The sequence below is a fragment of the Nonomuraea sp. LPB2021202275-12-8 genome (assembly GCF_037044575.1).
Taxonomy (GTDB): Bacteria; Actinomycetota; Actinomycetes; order Streptosporangiales; family Streptosporangiaceae; genus Nonomuraea.
Genome location: NZ_JBAHWD010000004.1, coordinates 1 through 20,164, shown reverse-complemented (window position 1 = coordinate 20,164; position 20,164 = coordinate 1). Strand labels below are relative to the sequence as shown.

Genomic DNA, 20,164 nt, shown 5'->3' with positions numbered 1-20,164 from the left:
GGGTGAACCCGGGTGCACATCGACCTCGTCGACCAGGACCACTACGCCACCGCTGGACCGCCACACGAGCAGCTCGCCTGGCTCCGCGCCAACGACCCCGTTCACTGGCACGAGGGCGAGCCGGGTTTCTGGGCGGTCACCCGCTACGACGACGTCGTGCACGTCTCGCGGCACTCCGACCTGTTCTCCTCGTCGAGGAAACTCGCCCTGTTCAACGAGATGCCCGAAGAACAGCGGGCGATGCAGCGGATGATGATGCTCAACCAGGACCCGCCGGACCACACCCGGCGCCGCTCCCTGGTCAACCGCGGCTTCACCCCCCGGACGATCGGCGCCCTCGAACAGCACATCCGCGACATCTGCGATGACCTGCTGGACAAGTGCGGCACCGAGGCCGACTTCGTCACCGAGGTGGCGGCGCCCCTGCCGCTCTACGTGATCTGCGAGCTACTCGGCGCCCCCGTGACCGACCGCGACAAGCTCTTCACCTGGTCGAACCGCATGATCGGCGCCCAGGACCCCGACTACGCCGCCTCCCCCGAAGAGGGCAGCGCCGCCGCCATGGAGGTCTACGCCTACGCCAACCAGCTCGCTGCGCAGCGCAAGGCCAACCCCCGCGACGACATCGTCTCCAAGCTCATCCAGCCCGACGAGGGCGGCGAGACTCTCGACGAGACCGAGTTCGACCTGTTCATCCTGCTCCTCGTCGTCGCGGGCAACGAGACCACCCGCAACGCGGCCTCGGGCGGCATGCTCGCCCTCTTCGACCACCCCGACCAGTGGACCCGCCTGGTCGCCGACCCCAAGCTCGCCGCCACTGCGGCCGACGAGATCGTCCGATGGGTCTCCCCCGTCAACCTCTTCCGCCGCACCTCCACCGCCGACCAGACCCTCGGCGGCCAGCAGATCAAGGAGAACGACAAGGTCGTCGTCTTCTACTCCTCCGCCAACCGCGACACCACCGTCTTCCCGGACGCCGAGGTCTTCGACATCGGCCGCAGCCCCAACCCGCACATCGGCTTCGGCGGCGGCGGCGCCCACTTCTGCCTCGGCAACCACCTCGCCAAGCTCGAACTCCGCGTCCTGTTCGAACAACTCGCCCGCCGCTACCCCCGCCTCACCCGGACCGGCGAGGCCCGCCGCCTGCGCTCCAACTTCATCAACGGCATCAAGGAGCTCCCGGTCAAACTCACCTGACGCCCGGAGCGTCCGGGTGGCGGTCAGGGCCGGCCGGCGTCGTCAGGGGTCCGGATCGTCCCGGCCGGCGCGCTGGGCGGCCAGGCGGCCGGGTCGCGGCCAGTGCACGCTGTGGGCCCAGCCCGCCTGCTCGAACCAGCGGATCAGCCGGGCGCTGGGATCGAGCTGGCCCTTGAGCACGCCGTGTCGCGCGCAGGTCGGCTCCACGTGGTGCCAGTTGTGCCAGCCTTCGCCGAGCGTCAGCATCGCCACCCACCACACGTTCGACGAGCGGTCCCTGGTGCGGAACGGCCGCTCGCCGAAGGTGTGTGCCACGGAGTTCACCGACCACGTGACGTGGTGCACGACGGCGTAGCGGACCAGCCCGCCCCAGAAGAAGGCGGTCCATGCCCCCGCCCACGACATCGACCACAGCCCTCCCACCGCGGCGGGCAGGGCGAACGACAGCGCCACGACGGCCGGGTAGGCGGCGTCGAACCGCCGCACGTCCTGGTCGGCCAGCAGGTCCGGCACCCAGTGCCGGAGGCTGGACCGGTGACGGGCCGTGTAGAACCAGCCGATGTGGGCGTGCGCCATGCCACGCAGCAGGGCCAGGCCGCTGTCTCCGTAGCGCCAGGGCGAGTGCGGGTCGCCGTCGCGGTCGGCGTACTTGTGGTGGCGGCGGTGCTCGGCCGCCCACAGGCTGACCGGCCCCTCGACCGCCATGCCGCCGGCCAGCATCAGGGCCACGCGCAGCGGCCTGCCGCACTTGAAGGCCCGATGGGTGAAGAGCCGGTGATAGCCGATGGCGATCCCGAAGATGCTGATCAGATACATCACGACCGCGATGACCACGTCGCGCGGGCCGATGCCCCATCCCCACGCGGCGGGCACGGCGACGGCCACGAGCAGCACTGGCAGCACCACCAGGACGATCAGGTAGGCGGCGCGGCGACCGGTGGTGACCATCACCGTCTCCGCCGAGCCCGAACCCGAACCCGGCTGCGGGATGGATGGGATCACGCTACCTCCCTGAGCGGTGAAGACGGTCCGGCCTCTATCAAGGTCCGGGGCCTACGATCGGGGCTATGACCAGACAGTGACGAGCCAGTCACTTTGAGGAAGCAAAACAATGCGGATGGTAGCCATCCTGGATCCACAGGTTGCTCCCTAGATTGTGGTCACCAAGAGTGATCAAATCTGTTCGCTCCGGCTTCTGGCGAGGGGGACGGCATGGGCGCTGTCGATCAGGCGGCCACCGGCGGCCATCTGGAGAGATATGACCAGGCGCTGGCCCGCGACCCGATGTCCGCCTTCGGCCTCGTACACGGGTGGATGCGCACCGACTGGCGGGCGCTGTTCGCCGAGCTCCGCGAGCGACGCCCCATCTTCGTCACGCCCGCCTTCACCGTCGTGACCCGTTTCGCCGACGTCACCGAGGTGCTCACCCGCGACGAGGTCTTCTCGGTGCGCGCCTTCGCCCCGCGCCTGGACGCCGCGCTGGGCGGGCCGTTCATGCTGGGCCGGGACGCCACCGCCATGAACTGGCGCGACAAGGGTCTGATGCAGGTCATGCTCGACCCGCGTGACGTGGCCGGCGTGCGCGAGCTCGCCGGACGCGCCACCGACGAGATCCTCGACGCCGCCTGGCCCCAGGGCCGGGTCGAGGCGGTCCACTCGCTGTTCAGGCGCGTCGCCCTGGAGGTGTGCGCCCGCTACTTCGGCTTCCCCGGCCCGGACCCGCAGACCCTGTCGCACTGGACGCGGGCCATCATCAACGACAGCTTCGCCAACTTCCTGGGCGACCCTCACATCCAGGCCGCGTCGGTCCGCGCGGGCTCGGAGATGATGGCCTACGCGGGTGAGCGGCTCGCCGCGTACCGGAGCGCGCTGCGAGCGGGCCGGGACCTGCCCGACGACGTCCTCGCCCGGCTGGCCCGCACCACCCTGCCCGCCGGGATCGGCATGGACGACGAGCGCATCCTGATCAACATGGCCGGGCTGCCCCTGGGATTCGTGGAGAGCGCGCCCGGGGCCATGACCGAGGCCGTCGAGCAGCTCCTGCTGCGCCCGCGGGTGCTGGCGCGGGCGGTCGAGGCCGCCCGGGACCCCGCGCTCTTCGACCCCTACGTCTGGGAGGCGCTGCGGTTCAACCCGTTCTTCAAGCTGCTGCCCCGGCTCTGCGAGCGCGACCACGTCCTGGCGGCGGGCACCTCTCGCAGCACGATGATCCCCGCGGGCACGTTCGTGCTCGCCGCGCCGGCCTCGGCCATGTTCGACGCGGACGTGCTGGAGCAGCCCGAGGAGTTCCGCACGGACCGGCCGGGCCACCACCGGCTGTTCTTCGGCCACGGCCACCACGCGTGCCTGGGAGTGCATCCCGCCAGGGCCGTCATCTGCGAAGTCGTCCGCCGCCTGCTGCTGCGCGGCGTGCACCCGCTCCCACCGCCGGACGGGCAGGTCGTCCGCGCCGACGGGATCTTCCCCGACCGGTTCGTCCTGGGACTCGGCGAAGGGCCCGGCCAAGGGCACGGCGAGCCTGAGGGGCAGGAGGGCCGACGATGACGGACAGGGTCAAGGCGCGCGGCATCGCCACCGACGGGGCCGCCAACCGGCTCAAGTTCCTGGCCCTGACCAGCGGCCGGCCGTTCTGGGACCTCGTCCAGTCCGTCGAGCCGCTACGGCGACACCTCAACGTCTCGCTGATCGACCGGGCGGTCCGCGAGATGCCGCCACGGCCGGAGCCGCTGAGCACGATGGCCGACTACACCTCGTGGGCCTCCCTGACCGACCGCACCTACAGCGGCAGGCACATGCCCCCGGTCACCGTGGCCGAGGAGGGACGCCCCACCCCGGAGCGCGCCGCCGACCTGTTCACCCGCGGCGACACCATGGTCCCCTGCCCTCGCTCCACGGTGCTGTTCGCCTATTTCGCCCAGTGGTTCACCGACGGATTCCTGCGCGGCGACACCAACGTCCCCCGCGACCCCCGCAAGAACAGCTCAAACCATCACATCGACCTCAACCAGGTGTACGGCCTGAACACGACGGCGACGGCCGCGCTGCGCACGTTCGAAGGCGGGCTCCTCAAGAGCCAGCTCATCAACGGCGGGGAGTTCCCGCCCCATCTGTGCGAGAACGGGGCGATCAAGCCGGAGTTCGCCCCGCTGAGCGCCATCCGCTTCGCCCAGCTCACCGAGGCGCAACGCGACGCCCTGTTCGCCACCGGGAGCGACCGGGGCAACGGCCAGATCGGCTTCACCATGCTCACGGTGCTGTTCCTGCGCGAGCACAACAGGGTGGCGCGCGAGCTCGCGCGCCACTACCCGCGCTGGGACGACGAGCGCCTGTTCCAGACGGCGCGCAACATCCTCATCGTGCTGCTGATCAAGCTGGTGGTCGAGGAGTACATCAACCACATCACCCCCTACCACTTCCGCTTCACCCTGGACTCCCGGCTGCCGGCGATGCTGGCCCGCGCGCCCTGGCACCGCGAGAACTGGGCCTCGGTGGAGTTCAACCTCGTCTACCGCTGGCACAGCCTGATCCCCTCCTGCCTGAAGGTGGGCGAACGCGACCTGCCCATGGCGCAGACCCTGTTCGCCGGTGCGCTGATTCCCGAGCCCGGCCTCGGCCGGCTCTTCGAGGACGCCTCACTCCAGCGCGCCGGCCGCATCGGCCTGTTCAACACCGACCCCCTCCTGCGAGAGGTCGACGTCGCCAGCGTCGCAGACTCCCGCGCCCTCGCCCTGGCTCCGTACAACAGCTACCGCGAGCACTGCCGCTTCCCCCGCGTGCGCACGTTCGAGCAGATCAGCGGCGACGAGCGGGTCAGCGGCGCGCTGCGCGAGCTCTACCGCGGCGTCGACGACCTCGACCTTTACGTCGGCCTCTTCGCCGAGGACCCCGGCGGTCCCGGCGCGATCCTGCCGCCGCTCCTGACGAAGATCATCGCCATCGACGCCTTCTCCCAGGCGCTGACCAACCCGCTGCTGGCTCCTCGGGTGTTCAACGCCGCGACCTTCTCCCGGCACGGCATGCGGATCATCGCGACCACGCGCTCCCTGTCGGACATCCTGCACCGCAACGTCCCGGAGGATCCGTCCCCCCGCTTCGTCGGGATGACCCGGCGGCGGCAACCGTGAGCGCGCACGCCACCGCGACCGCCGGGCCACTGCGCGACGCGGCCCGCGAGCTGGTGGACATCGGGCTCACGATCCAGCAGGCGGCGGCCCACGCCACGGCAGCGCTCACCGACGACACCCTGCTCCGCGCCCTGCCGCACGCCCCGTCTGCGGGGCAGGCGGCCTACAGCGCGCTGCTGCGTGCCGTCACGAACGGTCAAGGCCTCGGATACGCGTTCACCGGCGGGCGGCTCGGCACCCTGGCGGGGAAGCTGGGCGCCATGGCCGGCGCCGAGAGCCTGGCCGTACGCGTCGTGGCCACCTCACTGCGGCTGCGGATCGCCGCCGTCGCCGCCGACCACCCCGAGCTGACCGACGACCCCATGATCGACCGGCTCATCCGGGCGGCCGCCGCCGATCGCGACCTGGAGGCGGTCCGCGCCCTGCGCACCCTGTTCAGGGACCGCGGGGCGGTGCGCGCGCTCAGCCAGCTCGCCCCCGTCTTCGGCGAGGTGCTCGCCCTGCGCGCGCTGCTGGACGAGAACCCGCTCAACGACGCCGCCGCCTGGCTGATCGCCACCGGCAAGGGCTACGCCACCGCCGACCCGATCACCGGGATGAGCAACCGGGCCGTCGCCGCCCTCGACAAGGGCGAGGGAGCCGCCCGCCGGACCACCCTGACCGCCGCCGAATCGGCCCAGCTGTGCAAGCAGGGGTCGCTGCTCGGCTTCCTGCGCGACATCAGCGCGATCGGCACGACAGGGCGCGCCATCCTCCAGAGCGTCGAGGGCCCCGACGGTGTGGTGCGTCACGTCCTCCAGGCTCCCGGGATGCGGGCCGGACGGCCCGACAGCGACTCCCCTCAGGACCTGCTCGGCGCCTTCAGCAGCGCCGTGCTCGCCAGCAGCCCCTACAGCCGCGCCCTGGCCCGGGCCGTCGACGACTACGGCCTGCCGCAGGGCGCCGAACTGGCGCTCATCGGCCACAGCGCGGGTGGCGCCGCCATCATGAACCTGGCACAGGACGCCGGATTCTGCAGCCGCTACACCGTCACCCACGCCGTGGCCGTCGGCTCGCCCGTCGACTTCAAGCGACCTGCCGACCCGCGCACCTGGGTCGCCTGCGTCACCAACCAGCACGACATCATCCCCACCCTCGACGGGCAGGGCGCGGGCGTCTGTTTCGACCTGCATCCCGACTGGTACGTCGTCGACTACTACGACTCCACCCACCTGTTCCCGCTCTGCCACAGCATCGACCACTACGTCGCCAATCTCGCCGACGACCTCGTGGAGGCGCGCGAGCACATCGACGAGCGGCTCGGCCCGTACCGGGGACGCGTCGTGCGCTCGCAGGCCTACCTGCTGTCCGACCGCCCTCCCCGCCCGGAGGGTTTCCCCTTCCTCACCGTTGCGACGCACCCGGTCGACAGCCCGGCCGGCGCCGTGGACCTGCCGATCAGATGCCATGACGGCAGCGCTCTCACGGCCTGCTTCGCCGCTGACCCGGCGGCGGCGGACCGCCTGCTGGAGGGCACCGGGTTCGGCCCCGCCGTGCGGCTCGCCGGGCGCGCGCTCGTCACCGTCCACACCTGCTGCAACCGGCGCACCAGCATGGGCGGCTACCGCGAGATGCACCTCGGCATCGTCGTGCCCGACCCGTGGCGGCGGCGGTCCCTCGGCGTCTGGCCCGACCTGCTGCGCGGCGCCGACCGGCGCCGCGCGGGCAGCTTTCTGATCGGCTCGGTCGTGGACAGTGAGGCCGTCGCCTCCATGGCGCCCCGCCTGTGGGGCGGTGAGCCGCACCAGGCGACCCTGGAGTTCGGGCTGTCCGCGAGGTCGGCGCGGGTCGCCGTCGGCGCTCCCGGCGAACGGCTCCTCACTCTGCGCGGCCTGCTCGGCCCCGGGCTGCCCGTGCGTGACCGCGACCTGGTCGGCTACTCGCGGGCGGATGCGGCCGATCCCGCCCTGCGCTCGTCCGTACGCGTCCGCGGCAGGGCCCGCGCGCATCCCCTGCCGCTCCTGCGGTTGGCCGTCGACCCGCGGTCGGCTCACCCGCTGGCCCACCGGCTCCGCGAACTGGGCCTCAACGGCGCCCGCCCCCTGCTGTGCCTGTCGGCCACCGGCCGCCAGACGCTGCGGGACGCCGCCGTCGCGGTGCCGGTCCCGTCCTGGAGGTCCCATGCCCACTGACCCCACGGCGATCACCGCACGCGCCGAAGCCCTGCACTCCGACGCCCGCCAGCTCGCCGCGTGCGCCGACCGCCTGCGGCACGTCGAGACCACACTCGCGGCCGGCGGCGTCGCACCGCCATGGCTGCGCGAAGCGGTGAACGCCTATCTCACCGCATGTACGACAGCCGCCGCCGACCTGGACAAAGCCGCGGCCCGCCTATGGCACTACGCCGAAGGCGCACGCTGAGGAGGCACGGCCGTCCGCACGCCGACAGCTGAAGGACCGCGATCAGGACACCACCATCCAGCCACCAACAGCACAGGAACCGAGAGCGGGGTACGACTGGCCGGTCGCCGATGGCTCAGGGATTGAGGGGCAAGGACGATGGTCACGTGGCCCGCGGTCATGCGCCGCGCCTTGGCCGACTCGGTGAATGGCGCGGTCGCCACGCGGCGCCGGCCTTTCGGGTCCGCCGGGGAGTCACGCTGGGATATGGGCAGCGCCACACCGTGGACATCGAAGGCGGCGCGCGCCTCTCACCCCGACTTGCCACCCCTTTGAGCGCCACCGAACGCGAATCTCGTTGCGGTCACCACTCGAAACAACGGCTGAACGAGATGGCGAAGCCCAGGATCGCGAAGAGGAAGGCGATCAGCGCGACACCGATCATGAGGATGACCGACATCGCCACGCGGAGCCTGAAACGGATGATCAGCGCCCCACCGGCCATGGCCATCCCGAGGCCGTATCCCGCCACGAGGTAGGGCAAGTACCTCTCGCCGCCGCACCAGCCGGTGTAGGTCCCCAGCGTCGCCGCCGCCAGGATCGCGCCGAGCACCCCGATCAAGGCGGCCGAGCCTCTTCGCTCCACGGCGGTCACGACCTCCTGACATCAGTCCAGCGGGCCGGGACCCCGTTATACCCCACAGTAGAAAGGGACATCGTTCGACAAATCGCGGACATCGTACTGACCCGCCTTCCGGGGAGCGCGAAGTCCAGGCGGGCAGAAGGGAACACCGTCTCCCCTCAGCCCGGCCCCACGATGTCCCCCGTCCGAAAGGCGAAGCCTCCTGCCCCCCTCCCGCCCCCGAGGCCCCTCGTCTCGTCGTGCAGAGGCTCTCGTCGCCAGCGCCGCGACCGGAAACGATCACCTGGTTGCTGTGCGGGGCGCTGCTGGCGGCTGGACAGTGCTGACGGGGGCAGGTTGGGGCAATCGGTCAACCTCCGGAGACTGGGTCACGAGGTGCTGGAGCACCCAGGGCAGGCATGGCGCGCCCCTTCACCGGCGATCGGACCGGACTGACGTCCCGACGGCTCACCGCTCGACTCCAGCGCGTCAGCAGCCCCCAGCAGACATGACCATCCCGGCGCAACCGTCCACCGGCCGTCGCTCCAGACTGACACTCCCCGACGGCTCGCCGCTCGGCTCCGGCGCGTCAGCGGGTCTCGGCGGCCACGCGCAGGCCCAGGGCGACGAGGACCGTGCCGCTGACTGCGTCCAGCCGACGCCGGATCACCGGGCGGTGGAACCACGCGCCGGCCCGCCCGACCGCGGCCGCCAGTGCCAGGTACAGGACGATCTCGATGGCCACCTGGACCACGGCGAGTAGCGCGGTCGTGGCGAACAGCGGCTGGTCGGCCGGTACGAACTGTGGATAGAACGCGATCATGAAGGCGGCGGCCTTCGGGTTGGCCAGCATCACCACCGATCCCTCGCCGAACGCCTTCCACCAGGTCAGCGCCGAGCCGGGCTTCGGCTCCCCGACCGCGACCTCTTCGGCCGCCCCGTCTGCTCCCCGGCTGCGCCACGCTGAGCGCCAGGCCTTGAACCCCAGGTACAGCAGGAAGCCCGCGCCCACCACGCGCAGGACGAGGAAGGCCACCTCCGAGGCGGCCACCAGGGCGGCGAGCCCGGCGGCGGCGAGCAACGCCCACAGGTACAGGCCGGCCTCCAGGCCCAGGACCGTGGGCACCGCGCCGGAGAAGCCGCGCATGGCCGCGCGGCGCAGGATCAGCGCCATCGCCGGGCCCGGCGAGGCGGAGATCAGCACCACGGCGAGGACGAAGGCGGGCAGAGAGGAGATGACGTCCATGAGGTTCATCATGGTTGTACGCGTACCGCCTGATCAACGCGGTTTCGCGCCGAACACGGCGGCTGCTCGTCGCACGTGCTGTGACCAAAACGATCACCGGGTTGGGCGCCTCCTGCGGAGGCCGGCAGCTTCATCGCCCGCCGAACCGGCGCTGCCCCGCCGCGAGATCCGATGCAGCTTCCGCCCCTCCAGATCGTCCGAGCCGATGCTGCCCCGCCGCGCGATCCGATGCAGCTTCCGCCCCTCCAGATCGGTGAGCCTGCGCACCCTGACCGGTCCTGGCACCACGCCTCCTGGCGTCGACCGGGCACGTACAGCACATCCAGCCGACCCGATGGTCGTTTCCGGTCACAGCACGTCAACGGCGCCGGTCTGGACTCGAACGGACGCGTCGAGGAGATCGCTGAGCGATGTCCGCGCCTGGTGCAGCTCGCTGATCCGGGTGTCCAGCTCGGCCAACTGGCCCCGGACGTGCTCGAGAACGCATGCCTCAAGCTCGGGGCCGTCCCCCGCGAAGCACGGCATGAGCTCGCGGATCACCTTGGTCGGCAGCCCGGCGGCCAACAGCATGCGAATGCGCACGACCGTGGCCGGGGCGTCGGCCGAGTAGTGCCGGTGTCCGCCGCTCGTGCGGTGAGGCTCCAGCAGTCCCTGCTCCTCGTAGTAGCGCAGCAGCCTGACGCTCACGCCCGTCTCGCCGGCCAGATCGCCGATCCTCATGTGACCCATCTCATACGAACTCCGCTTGAACCTCACATTATGTCAGATTCTAGGTTGTAGTTATGAATGTGAATCAAGCCCCCATTTCCCTGTATGGATTCCTGCGCCCCAAGCCCGAACGCGCCGACGAGGTCAAGCAGCTTCTCGCCTCCCTGGTGGAACCCACACGCCAGGAGGAAGGCAACCTCGAATACCACCTGCACGAGCAAGAAGACGGCCGACTCTTTCTATATGAGATCTGGCGCTCCCAGGAGGACCTTGACCGGCACCACGAATATCCGCCCTTGCGTACCTTCCTGGACAATTTGCTGGACTATCTCGAGGAGTTGCCAGAGGGATATTTCAATACCATGGTGAGCACTTACCCAGAAGCCCGCGGCGAGTCGGCCTGACCTGCTCCTTCGCCCCCGGCAGCCCTCACAAGGCTTCCCGAGCCGGAGCTTCTTGATTGTCTCCCGGACCAGAACACGACGGCGGGACATGTGTCGGCTTCTACAGAATGTCGCATTGACGAGTCGCCCGTCAGAGACATGACACCGGAAGCGGGTGCGGGTGCGGGTGCGGCCACCGCGATCCTTCGAGTAGCAACGATTCAGGGTCGAGGGAGAACGATGGCCGCACACTTATTGTGCGCCCTGCGGGGTGACCGCCGTAGGAAAACGCGAGCGATGACGTGGACTTATCTCTACCGGTCGGCGAGAACGTGATCGGAGACCTGGGAGTCGCCGTGAGGGCGGCCTGGGCCGGAGCGCGGAGAGGTCAGCCGTAGCCGCTCTGCCGGAAGTGACGGCTGCGGGGAGACGGCGGGCGGGAGCGGCGGCGGGCGGCTCGGATGCGGGACAGGACGCGCACCATGCCCTTGGGGCCTGGCTGCCAGCCACGCTCGATCAGGGCGTTGGCGACGTGCTCCAGGAGGTCGGCGGTCCGGGCGGGGATGACGTCGCGGCCGACCGCGATGACGCGCCACCCCTGCCGCCCGAGCTCCTGCCTGCGGATCTCGTCTCTCCGCTGGTCGGCGGGAGAGGTGTGGTGGGCTCGGCCGTCGTATTCGACCGCCCCCCTGTAGGGCTCCCAGCCGAGGTCCAGGTAGGCGCAGCGGTCGCCGTCGAGGGGACGCGGATCTGCGCGGCGGGTGCGGGGAGGCCGCCGTCGACGACGATGACGCGCAGCCGGGGATCGGCAGGTGGCCGGGGGCGATGAGCTCGACCGGCCAGTCGCACTCCGCGGTGGCGCTGGTCAGGGAGTCGAGCCCCCAGATGCGTGCCGCCGTCCGGCGGCAGGCGACGGCCTCGGGGATCGCACGGGTGACGCGGCGGGCGCGGTCGAGCAGAGATCGGGCGGGTTCGTGCACGTCGTCCAGGATGCGTGCCCCGTGGCGTCGCCCACGGAGGCGAACGGGATTCTGTGGATGACGTGGCATCGTCCACAAGCCGGATCGGCGGGGGACCCGTAGCCGCCCCCCAGCCCTGTGCCGCAGCGACACCATCGCGAGCGAACGTCACACCAGCTTGCGCAGGTCCGGCAGGACGTCCCGGGCGAGCCGCTCCGCCTGGCCACGAGGGTCCGGGCCGGTGGGCATGAAGTTCATCGAGGCGAACCCCAGCTCCGCGAACGACGCGAGCCGATCCAGCACGGCCTGCGGCGAACCGGTCACCACCGACGGCGAGTCGGCGGCCGGAGCGCCGATCTGGAAGGGCACGTTGTACACGCACCGCACCTCCCGCCCCTCGGCGGCGGCCAGGACGCGCTCGCGCATGGCGGCGGCCTGCTCCGGCGGGGCGAAGCCGAGCGAGGGGATCCAGCCGTCCGCCAGTTGCCCGGTCGCCGCCAGCGCGCGGTTTCCGTAGGTGCCGAGCCAGATCGGGATGGGGGTGTCCGGCTTGGGCTCCATGGCCGCGTGCTCGGTGCGGTAGCGGCTGCCCGCGTAGCTGAACTCCGGCTGCGACCACAGGCCGCGCATGATGTGGATGGCCTCCACCATGCCGTCGACCTTCTCCCGTGGCGTCGGCACCCCCAGGCCGAACGCCCGGAACTCCTCGTCGGAGTAGCCGCCGCCGAGGCCGAGGATGAGCCTGCCGCCGGAGAGCCGGTGCAGGCTCTCGGCCATCTTGGCGACCATCGCGGGCGGCCTGTAGGGGACGCCCAGCACCCGGGTCGCGATCTTGAGCTGTGAGGTGGCGGCCGCGACCCAGGTGAGCATCGTCCACACCTCGTACGTCGGCTCGGTGCCCGACGGGTGGTCGGAGGCGGAGACGAAGTCGTACCCGAGCTCCTCGGCGGCCCGGGCGTCGCCCACCGGATCGGCCCCGGGCGCGGCCGACGTGGAAATACCCAGCCCGAACAGTGACATGGTCATGACACCCTCCCAAACGGTTTACATGTAAACCTAAGGGGGTATTGGTTACATGTCAACAAGAGGGCTAGGGTAGGAGCATGGACGAGCCGCGCTGGTTGGACGACGCCGAGTTCCGGGCATGGATCGGCTATCGCCGGATGAGGCTGCTGCTCGACGCCCAGATCAGTCGCGACCTGATGCGCGAGTCAGGGCTGTCGGACCCTGATTACGACGTGCTCTCGGCCCTGACCTCGACCAAGGAGCACCGCTGGCGGCTGACCAAGCTGGCCGATCGGATGCTCTGGTCCAAGAGCCGGCTGTCGCGGCACATCTCGCGGATGGAGCAGCGCGGTCTGGTCACCCGCGAGGAGTGCGAGTCCGACGGTAGGGGCGCCGAGATCGTGCTGACCGAGGGCGGGTTGCGGGCCATCGAGGCGGCGGCGCCTGACCACGTCGAGTCGGTGCGCCGCCATTTCATCGACCTGCTGACCGAGGAGCAGATCGAGGTGCTGGGCACGGTCGCGGAGACCGTCCTGGCCCACCTGCCGGACCCGCAGGAGTGATCAGGCGAGCCAGATCGGGCTCCAGTCCGGCATCTCGTTGAAGCGGCGCAGGTCCGCCAGCCCGGCGACGCTGCCGAGCCAGGCGGCGTACGGCGTCCGGTCGAAGCCGCTCTGGAACATCGTCAGCCGCGTCTTGCCGCCCGTCCCCTCCAGCTCCCAGGTGGCGACGCCGACCGATCCCCAGTCGACGGAGAGCCTGCGGTCGGTCTCCAGCTCCAGGATCTTCGCAGGCTCGCCCCCGCTGTCCAGGCCGCCCATGGCGTAGCGCCCGCCGACGTGCGGCTCGATCTCGATCGGGTAGCCGAACCAGCGGGTGACCGACTCCGAGTCGATCAGCGAGCCGTACACCTTCTCCGGCGCGGCGTCGATCAGGACCTCCGCGCGCAGCTCGGCGGAGGTGAAGTCGGGCCTGGGGGTGAGGGGGCGGCCCTCGAAGTGCTCGACCAGGTTCGCCAGCACGAGGTACCAGAAGGTCTGCAGCATGCCGCGGACGCCGTCCTCGTGCGCCTCGCTCATGTCGAAGTGGGTCTGCGACACCGACACGATCGTCGCCTCCGGGCCGTCCTCGGCCACGGCGAACTCCGTCGTGGTCTCGACGCCGTCGAGGGTCCAGGCGAAGCGCACCGTGTGGTCGTCGGCATGGAGCAGCCGCTGGTGGGGCGCGTCGCCCTCCGGCGTGTAGCGGCCCCAGAACTCGTAGCGGTCGGGCAGCTCCACCTCCACATGCTCGGCCAGCCACACGCGCAGGACGGCGGGGTCGGTCAGGGCGTGCCGCACCTCCTTGACCGGGGCCGGGACACGGGCACGAATGATCATCGGGTCACTCATGGTCTTCTCCCTTGGGGTAGCAGGCCACGGCGAGCTTGAAGGCGTCGCCTTCGGTTCCGCCGTACCTGGTGAACAGGTCCCGCATCATCGTCTGCAGATCGTCCAGGAACCCCTGACGGTCTTCAGGCCGTACGTGGATCTCCCCGGACAGGCCGATCGAGGGCAGCTCCGGCGCGGTCCTGTCCAGGGCCGCGATGTCGGCCTGAACCTCCTCCATCAGGTCGAGCAGGTAGCCGAGGCTGAGCTCGTCGCGCGCCCTGCTCAGCCCGATCCGGCCGACCAGACGGGGCGACAGCCAGTAGGCGCGGGCACCGGCCTGGTAGATGCCCTCGTTGATGCCGCGCACCTTGCGCTCGGAGACCAGGTCGACCAGGCCCGCGTCCAGCAGCCTCTTGACGTGGTAGTAGACCCGCTGCGGGGTCTGCCCGAGCCGGGCCGCGACCTCGGTGCAGGTGCGCGGCTCGGCGAGCTGCCGCAGCACCTCGACGCGCTGCGGCTTGAGCAGTGCCTCGGCCTGCTCGATCTCTTCCAGATACAGGACGTCTCTCATCGCAAAAATCACTCTTTACGTAAAAATCGCGTTTGTCAATAACGCCGCGAGAATGAGCGCAAAGAAGCCTGGATCCAGATCAGGGCCAGGAGCTTTCCTGGTCCGGATCGCCGCCGTTGGACAGCAGGTGCAGGTCGGATTCCACCATCATGGCCACCAGCTCGTCGAAGGGCACCGTCGGCTCCCAGCCGAGCTGGACGCGGGCCTTCTTCGGGTCGGCGCACAGCAGGTCGACCTCGGCCGGGCGGCGCAGGCTCTGGTCGGTGACGACGTACCGCTCCCAGTCCAGCTCGACCGCCGCGAACGCGGCCTCCACCAGCTCCCTGACCGACTTCATCCGGCCCGTGCCGATGACGTAGTCCTCCGGGGTGTCTGCCTGCAGCATCAGGTGCATGGCCCGGACGTAGTCGCCCGCGAAGCCCCAGTCGCGCCTGGCCTCCAGGTTGCCGAGGCGGAGCTCGGAGGCCAGGCCGAGCTTGATGCGGGCCACGCCGAGCGAGACCTTGCGGGTGACGAACTCGGCGCCCCGGCGCGGCGACTCGTGGTTGAACAGGATCCCGGAGACCGCGAACATGCCGTAGGACTCGCGGTAGTTCTGGGTGAGGAAGTGGCCGTAGGTCTTGGCGACGCCGTAGGGCGAGCGGGGATGGAAGGCGGTGCTCTCCGTCTGGGGCGTCTCGCTGACCTGCCCGAACATCTCGGAGGACGAAGCCTGATAAAAGCGGATTTGGCCTGAAGGGCGGCCACCGCGCGACGCCCCCGAACACACCCGGATGGCCTCCAGCATGCGCAGCACGCCCATGCCCGTGACCTCGGCGGTCAGCTCGGCCTGCTCCCACGACATCGGCACGAACGAGATCGCGCCGAGGTTGTAGACCTCGTCGGGCTGAACACGCTCCACCGCGGAGATGAGCGACCCCTGGTCGAGCAGATCGCCACGGACCACCTGGACGTCGGCCAGCAGTTTGCGCATCCGCGACAGCCTCGGATTGGCCTGGCCGCGGGCCAGTCCCCACACCTCGTATCCCTGGCCGAGCAGGTGCTCCGCCAGATAGGAACCGTCCTGGCCGGTGATGCCGGTAATCAGAGCGCGCCTGGCCAACGGTTCCTCCAACTATCGCTACCGCGTCCGTTGGGACGGGAATGTACAGCTACGACCTTTGTTAAGCACCCACCCATCTAGAACACGTTCCACCGAACCACGCTCGGTTACGGCAACGTCGCAGTTCGCACGGCCTGTGGCTGCCGTTGTGAACAATTCCAGATGACCTACCGAATGGTAGCCTTCTCGGACTAAGGTCATCTTTCACGGTACACGCCCGCGTCTGGGCCTACCGGCGGAGAAAGGGGTGTCCGTGAGCGACTCGCTGCGGATCGCGCTGCTGTCCTACCGCAGCAAACCCACCTGCGGTGGCCAGGGCGTCTATCTCCGCCACCTGAGCCGCGAGCTGGTCGCGCTCGGGCACCACGTCGAGGTGTTCTCCGGCCAGCCCTACCCCGAGCTCGACGAGGGCGTGATCCTGCGGAAGGTGCCGAGCCTCGACCTCTACCGCGACGAGGACCCCTTCAGGACTCCCAAGCTCGGCGAATACCGCGACTGGATCGACCTGCTCGAGGTCGGCACCATGTGGACCGCCGGCTTCCCCGAGCCGCTCACCTTCACCCTGCGCGCCCATCGCGAGCTGAAGAAGCGCGTCGGCGACTTCGACGTCGTCCAGGACAACCAGACGCTCGGCTACGGCCTGCTCGGCATCCAGAAGCTCTTCCCGGTGGTCGGCACCATCCACCACCCGATCAGCGTGGACCGGCGCATCGAGCTGGAGGCCGCCAAGGGCGCCAAGAAGCTGACCATGCGCCGGTGGTACGGCTTCGTGAAGATGCAGGCCAAGGTCGCGCCCCGGCTGAACCCGATCCTGACGGTCAGCGAGTCGTCGCTGGCCGACATCCACCGCGATTTCAACGTGCCGCAGGCGAACATGCGCCTCATCCCGCTCGGGGTCGACACCCGCTACTTCCACCCGCGTCCGGACAAGCCCCGGCGCAAGGGCTCGATCGTGGCCGTGGCCAGCGCCGACTCGCCCATGAAGGGCGTCTCGACGCTGCTGCGGGCGGTGGCCAAGCTCGCCACCGAGCGCGACGTGAACCTGACCGTGGTCAGCAAGCCCACCCCCGGCGGGCCCACCGAGAAGCTGGTGCGCGAGCTGTCCCTGGAGGACCGGGTCCGGTTCGTGCACGGCATCTCCGACGACGAGCTGGGCGAGCTCATCGCTACCTCCGAGATCTCGGTCGTGCCGTCACTGTACGAGGGCTTCTCCCTGCCCGCCGTGGAACACATGGCCTGCGCCACGCCGCTGGTCGCCAGCCGCACCGGCGCGCTGCCCGAGGTCGTCGGCGACGCCGCCGTCCAGGTCGCGCCCGGCGACTCCGAGGAGCTCGCCGCCGTCCTGCTCCGCCTGCACGACTCGCCCGAGGAGCGCGAGCGCGTCGGCAAGGCCGGATACGACCGCGCCATGGAGCGCTACACCTGGCACGTCGTCGCCAAGAAGACCGTCGAGGCCTACCGAGAGGCCATCGCGGCCCGCCGTACCCGCTGATCAGAGGAGATCGTGCAGTGCTGACAGTCGACTTCGACCGGCTGCCCGTCGGCCCCGGCGTGCGCGTACTCGACCTGGGGTGCGGCGGCGGCCGGCACGCCTTCGAGGTGCTGCGCCGCGGCGCGGACGTCGTCGCGTTCGACATGGACCAGACCGAGCTCGACAACGTGGCCGCCATGTTCGTGGCCATGGACAAGGCCGGCGAGGTGCCGCTCGGAGCCACCGGCGAGACCGTCCAGGGCACGGCGCTGGACATGCCGTTCGACGAGGGCGGCTTCGACCGCGTCATCGCGGCGGAGGTGCTCGAGCACATCCCCGACGACATGGCGGCGATGCGGGAGATCTTCCGGGTGCTCAAGCCCGGCGGCACGGCCGCGATCACCGTGCCGAGCTTCCTGCCCGAGCGGATCTGCTGGGCTCTCGACGAGGACTACCACACCGCCCCCGGCGGGCACGTGCGCATCTACACGCTGGCCGAGCTGTCGGCCAAGCTGAAGGCCACCGGGTTCGTCGTCGGCCCGCACCACCACGCCCACGGCCTGCACGCGCCGTACTGGTGGATCAAGTGCGCCGTCGGCGTCAACAACGACGACCACCCGATCGCCAAGGCCTACCACGAGCTGCTGGTCTGGGACATCATGAAGCGCCCCGCCGCGACCCGGATAGCCGAGGCCCTGCTCAATCCGGTCATCGGCAAGAGCGTCGTCCTCTACGTCAGGAAGCCCGAGGCGTGATCTCGCGCGAGCAGGTCGTCCAGACGGCACAGAGCATCGCGGCGATCCAGCGGGAGGACGGCGGTGTGCCCTGGCCGGAGGGGCACGTCGACGCGTGGAACCACATCGAGTGCCTGATGGCCATGACCGTCGCCGGGCTGGACGAGCCCGTGCGCAGGGGCTACGACTGGCTCGCCAGGCACCAGCGCGACGACGGCTCCTGGCCGATGAAGCTGGTCGACGGGCTCGCCGTCGAGCAGGGCGGCGAGTCCAACCACGCCGCCTACATCGCGGTCGGGCTCTGGCACCACCTCCTCGTCACCGGTGAGCGGTCCTTCGCCGAGGAGCGGTGGCCGATGGCCAAGGCCGCGCTCGACTACGTGGCGGGGCTGCAGACCGAGCGCGGCGAGATCGTCTGGGAGCGCGACGCGCACGGCCGGGCGTCCACGTACGCGCTGCTGACCGGGTGCTCGTCCATCCACCAGGGTCTGCGGTGCGGCGTGCTGCTCGCCGACCATCTGGGCGATCCGCAGCCGCACTGGGAGCTGGCCGCCGACCGCCTGGCGCACGTGCTCGCCGCCCATCCCGAGGCGTTCGCCGACAAGAGCCGTTACTCGATGGACTGGTACTACCCGGTCCTCGGCGGCGCCGTCCGCGGGCCGCAGGCGTTCGAGCTGCTGGAACGCGAGTGGTCCACGTTCGTGGTGCCGGGGCTCGGCATCCGGTGCGTGTCGGACCAGCCGTGGGTGACCGGAGCCGAGACGTGCGAGCTGGCGCTGGCCCTCGACGCGCTCGGCGACACCGGGCGCGCGGCGACGCTGTTCGGCGACATGCAGCATCTGCGGCACGAGGACGGGTCCTACTGGACCGGCTGGCAGTTCGCCAACGCCAAGCACTTCCCGCACGAGAGATCCGGATACACCGCCGCGGCCGTGGTGCTGGCCGCGGACGCCCTCGGCGGCCTGACGGGCGCGTCCGGCATCTTCCGCGACGCCGCCGCCGACTCCGCCCACTCCCCCGCGCAGCCCGAGGTGTGCGGCTGCACCCCCGCCCACCGCTGACGCAAGGGGTTTTGCAGCTTCTTTGCCGGTGAGGGCGGGGCGGCTCCGTGGATGTGCGCATTGGGGTCACTAGTTTCGGGAGTGGCCGTACGAGGCGTCTTCGGGGGAAGCGTGGGCGACACGGGCACAACATCGTTCTTGGAGCAGGTCGGGATCCAGCCGACGCTGGCCCCGGTCCGGGGCTGGCGACGATTTCTGGTCAAGGATCCTCGCGAGTCCGATCTGAGTAGACGGAGGTTCCGGCTCACCCGAGGACTTTCTCGGGCGGTCATTGAGAATGCGGAAAAGTCGTATCTGTTTGGCTTCAACGCAGTTATCTCACGGGAAGTTGTGAGGATCGATGAGATTTCCCGTGAGCAGCAAGCCTTCGCCTTCGAAGGGGCGGGGGCGGCGTGTGCGGTGCTCGACCTGATCACCGCGACCCGGGGCCGGCGCCTTCGCGAGCTACTGACCGGCCCCGGGGCACGTCACCCGTTCGCCGTCCATCTGGGCGCCGGCAGGGGTTACGCGATGCTGCGCCTGCGCCCGGTGCGGCCGCTGCGGCGGGTCCATCCGCTGCTTCGCTGGCTGGCCCTCGACGGGTTCGGCTTCGGGTGGAGCATGGCCCGGGCCGACAGGATGGTGGGTGAGCGGGCCATGCCCGATCTGCTCACCAGGGCGCACTGCGCACTGTTCGACCAGGGCCTGGGACGCCTGCTCTGGTATCACGACTGCGCCTCGCCGGACGACGTGGCCGCCAGGATCGCCGCATACCCGGTCGGCAGGCGGGCCGCCCTGTGGAGCGGCGTCGGATTCGCGGCGGCCTACACCGGCGGCGCGGAGGCCGACGAGCTGTGGTGGCTGACCGACCACGCGGGCGCCGACGGGTTCAGGGCGCACGTGGCTCAGGGCTGCGCGTTCGCGGTGGCGGCCAGGACGCACGCGGGGCCACTGCCCGACCATGTCGCCCAGGCCGTACCGATCCTCGCCGGGGCCACCCCCGAAGAGGCGGCCGCCTGGGCGGACAGCGCGCTCATCGCGCTCGGCCACGATCCGCACACCCACGAGGACTTCCAGGCGTGGCAGGCGCACACCCGCAGGGTGTGGGCGCGCCGCCACCAGCCCGTCTAGATGATTGATGCCAAGGGGTCTGGTTACGGTTAGTGGTCGTAGGCGATCAGGGATCGCTTGATCGGCTGGCCGGTTTTATCGTTGAGCCAGATCGCGCTGGTCAGCGCAAGGATGCGGGCCAG

At 70.3% G+C, this 20,164-nt stretch carries 19 protein-coding genes; 11 read left to right on the top strand and 8 right to left on the bottom strand.

What is annotated here, in order from left to right:
* Window positions 1–12 precede the first annotated feature (12 nt).
* Window positions 13–1,197: a cytochrome P450 gene (locus V5E28_RS08650; RefSeq protein WP_336205898.1), complete on the top strand. Its 1,185-nt coding sequence runs from the start codon at window positions 13–15 to the stop codon at window positions 1,195–1,197.
* 42 nt (window positions 1,198–1,239) lie between these two features.
* On the opposite strand, the gene V5E28_RS08645 is transcribed toward V5E28_RS08650, so the two are convergent.
* Window positions 1,240–2,199, bottom strand: coding sequence for an acyl-CoA desaturase (locus tag V5E28_RS08645; RefSeq protein WP_336205897.1), 960 nt, complete (start codon window positions 2,197–2,199; stop codon window positions 1,240–1,242).
* Window positions 2,200–2,409: 210 nt separating this feature from the next.
* On the opposite strand from V5E28_RS08645, the gene V5E28_RS08640 reads away from it, so the two are divergent.
* From V5E28_RS08640 to V5E28_RS08625, 4 genes are read left to right on the top strand one after another with little or no spacing between them, the layout of a single operon-like run.
* Window positions 2,410–3,741, top strand: coding sequence for a cytochrome P450 (locus tag V5E28_RS08640; RefSeq protein WP_336205896.1), 1,332 nt, complete (start codon window positions 2,410–2,412; stop codon window positions 3,739–3,741).
* A complete protein-coding gene (locus V5E28_RS08635) occupies window positions 3,738–5,321 on the top strand; it encodes a peroxidase family protein (RefSeq protein ID WP_336205895.1) in 1,584 nt (527 codons plus the stop codon). The genes V5E28_RS08640 and V5E28_RS08635 overlap by 4 nt, the downstream gene beginning before the upstream one ends.
* Entirely contained in the window at window positions 5,318–7,492 is a 2,175-nt protein-coding gene (locus V5E28_RS08630; RefSeq protein ID WP_336205894.1) for a hypothetical protein, read from the top strand. The genes V5E28_RS08635 and V5E28_RS08630 overlap by 4 nt, the downstream gene beginning before the upstream one ends.
* Window positions 7,482–7,721, top strand: coding sequence for a hypothetical protein (locus tag V5E28_RS08625; protein WP_336205893.1), 240 nt, complete (start codon window positions 7,482–7,484; stop codon window positions 7,719–7,721). Before V5E28_RS08630 ends, V5E28_RS08625 begins: the two co-directional genes overlap by 11 nt.
* 343 nt (window positions 7,722–8,064) lie before the next feature.
* On the opposite strand, the gene V5E28_RS08620 is transcribed toward V5E28_RS08625, so the two are convergent.
* The 3 genes from V5E28_RS08620 to V5E28_RS08610 form a co-directional block, all read right to left on the bottom strand.
* Window positions 8,065–8,355 carry a hypothetical protein gene (locus V5E28_RS08620; protein ID WP_336205892.1) on the bottom strand — a complete coding sequence of 97 codons (291 nt, stop codon included), beginning with the start codon at window positions 8,353–8,355 and terminating at the stop codon, window positions 8,065–8,067.
* A 556-nt stretch (window positions 8,356–8,911) separates the two neighbouring features.
* Window positions 8,912–9,568, bottom strand: coding sequence for a LysE family translocator (locus tag V5E28_RS08615; RefSeq protein ID WP_336205891.1), 657 nt, complete (start codon window positions 9,566–9,568; stop codon window positions 8,912–8,914).
* A gap of 348 nt (window positions 9,569–9,916) precedes the next feature.
* Window positions 9,917–10,288 carry a MerR family transcriptional regulator gene (locus V5E28_RS08610; RefSeq protein ID WP_336205890.1) on the bottom strand — a complete coding sequence of 124 codons (372 nt, stop codon included), beginning with the start codon at window positions 10,286–10,288 and terminating at the stop codon, window positions 9,917–9,919.
* Window positions 10,289–10,350: 62 nt separating this feature from the next.
* Between V5E28_RS08610 and V5E28_RS08605 the strand changes: the two genes are divergently transcribed.
* The gene (locus tag V5E28_RS08605; RefSeq protein WP_336205889.1) at window positions 10,351–10,680 is read left to right on the top strand and encodes a putative quinol monooxygenase; all 330 of its coding nucleotides are present in this window, start codon (window positions 10,351–10,353) and stop codon (window positions 10,678–10,680) included.
* Between the two features lie 1,106 nt (window positions 10,681–11,786).
* Here V5E28_RS08605 and V5E28_RS08600 read toward each other — a convergent pair.
* Window positions 11,787–12,644, bottom strand: coding sequence for an LLM class flavin-dependent oxidoreductase (locus V5E28_RS08600; RefSeq protein ID WP_336205888.1), 858 nt, complete (start codon window positions 12,642–12,644; stop codon window positions 11,787–11,789).
* 77 nt (window positions 12,645–12,721) lie between these two features.
* Here V5E28_RS08600 and V5E28_RS08595 point away from each other — a divergent pair, with 77 nt between their 5' ends.
* Window positions 12,722–13,186 (top strand): MarR family winged helix-turn-helix transcriptional regulator, encoded by a 465-nt coding sequence (locus tag V5E28_RS08595; protein WP_336205887.1) that lies wholly within the window; start codon window positions 12,722–12,724, stop codon window positions 13,184–13,186.
* Here the strand turns inward: V5E28_RS08595 and V5E28_RS08590 are convergent, their stop codons facing one another.
* The 3 genes from V5E28_RS08590 to V5E28_RS08580 all read right to left on the bottom strand — a co-directional run bounded on the left by V5E28_RS08590 (window position 13,187) and on the right by V5E28_RS08580 (window position 15,666).
* Window positions 13,187–14,014, bottom strand: coding sequence for an SRPBCC family protein (locus tag V5E28_RS08590; RefSeq protein ID WP_336205886.1), 828 nt, complete (start codon window positions 14,012–14,014; stop codon window positions 13,187–13,189).
* Window positions 14,007–14,564, bottom strand: a complete 558-nt coding sequence (locus V5E28_RS08585) for a helix-turn-helix domain-containing protein (protein ID WP_336205885.1) — start codon at window positions 14,562–14,564, stop codon at window positions 14,007–14,009. Before V5E28_RS08585 ends, V5E28_RS08590 begins: the two co-directional genes overlap by 8 nt.
* 79 nt (window positions 14,565–14,643) lie before the next feature.
* Window positions 14,644–15,666, bottom strand: coding sequence for a GDP-mannose 4,6-dehydratase (locus V5E28_RS08580; protein ID WP_336205884.1), 1,023 nt, complete (start codon window positions 15,664–15,666; stop codon window positions 14,644–14,646).
* Window positions 15,667–15,913: 247 nt separating this feature from the next.
* On the opposite strand from V5E28_RS08580, the gene V5E28_RS08575 reads away from it, so the two are divergent.
* Genes V5E28_RS08575 through V5E28_RS08560 form a run of 4 tightly spaced genes read left to right on the top strand, consistent with a single transcriptional unit; the run spans window position 15,914 to window position 20,042 of the window.
* Window positions 15,914–17,158, top strand: coding sequence for a glycosyltransferase family 4 protein (locus V5E28_RS08575; protein WP_336205883.1), 1,245 nt, complete (start codon window positions 15,914–15,916; stop codon window positions 17,156–17,158).
* 17 nt (window positions 17,159–17,175) lie between these two features.
* Window positions 17,176–17,892: a class I SAM-dependent methyltransferase gene (locus tag V5E28_RS08570; protein WP_336205882.1), complete on the top strand. Its 717-nt coding sequence runs from the start codon at window positions 17,176–17,178 to the stop codon at window positions 17,890–17,892.
* Window positions 17,889–18,932 carry a prenyltransferase gene (locus tag V5E28_RS08565; RefSeq protein WP_336205881.1) on the top strand — a complete coding sequence of 348 codons (1,044 nt, stop codon included), beginning with the start codon at window positions 17,889–17,891 and terminating at the stop codon, window positions 18,930–18,932. The genes V5E28_RS08570 and V5E28_RS08565 overlap by 4 nt, the downstream gene beginning before the upstream one ends.
* A gap of 51 nt (window positions 18,933–18,983) precedes the next feature.
* On the top strand, window positions 18,984–20,042 hold the full coding sequence (locus tag V5E28_RS08560; protein ID WP_336205880.1) for a DUF1702 family protein: 1,059 nt from the start codon (window positions 18,984–18,986) through the stop codon (window positions 20,040–20,042).
* Window positions 20,043–20,164 lie beyond the last annotated feature (122 nt).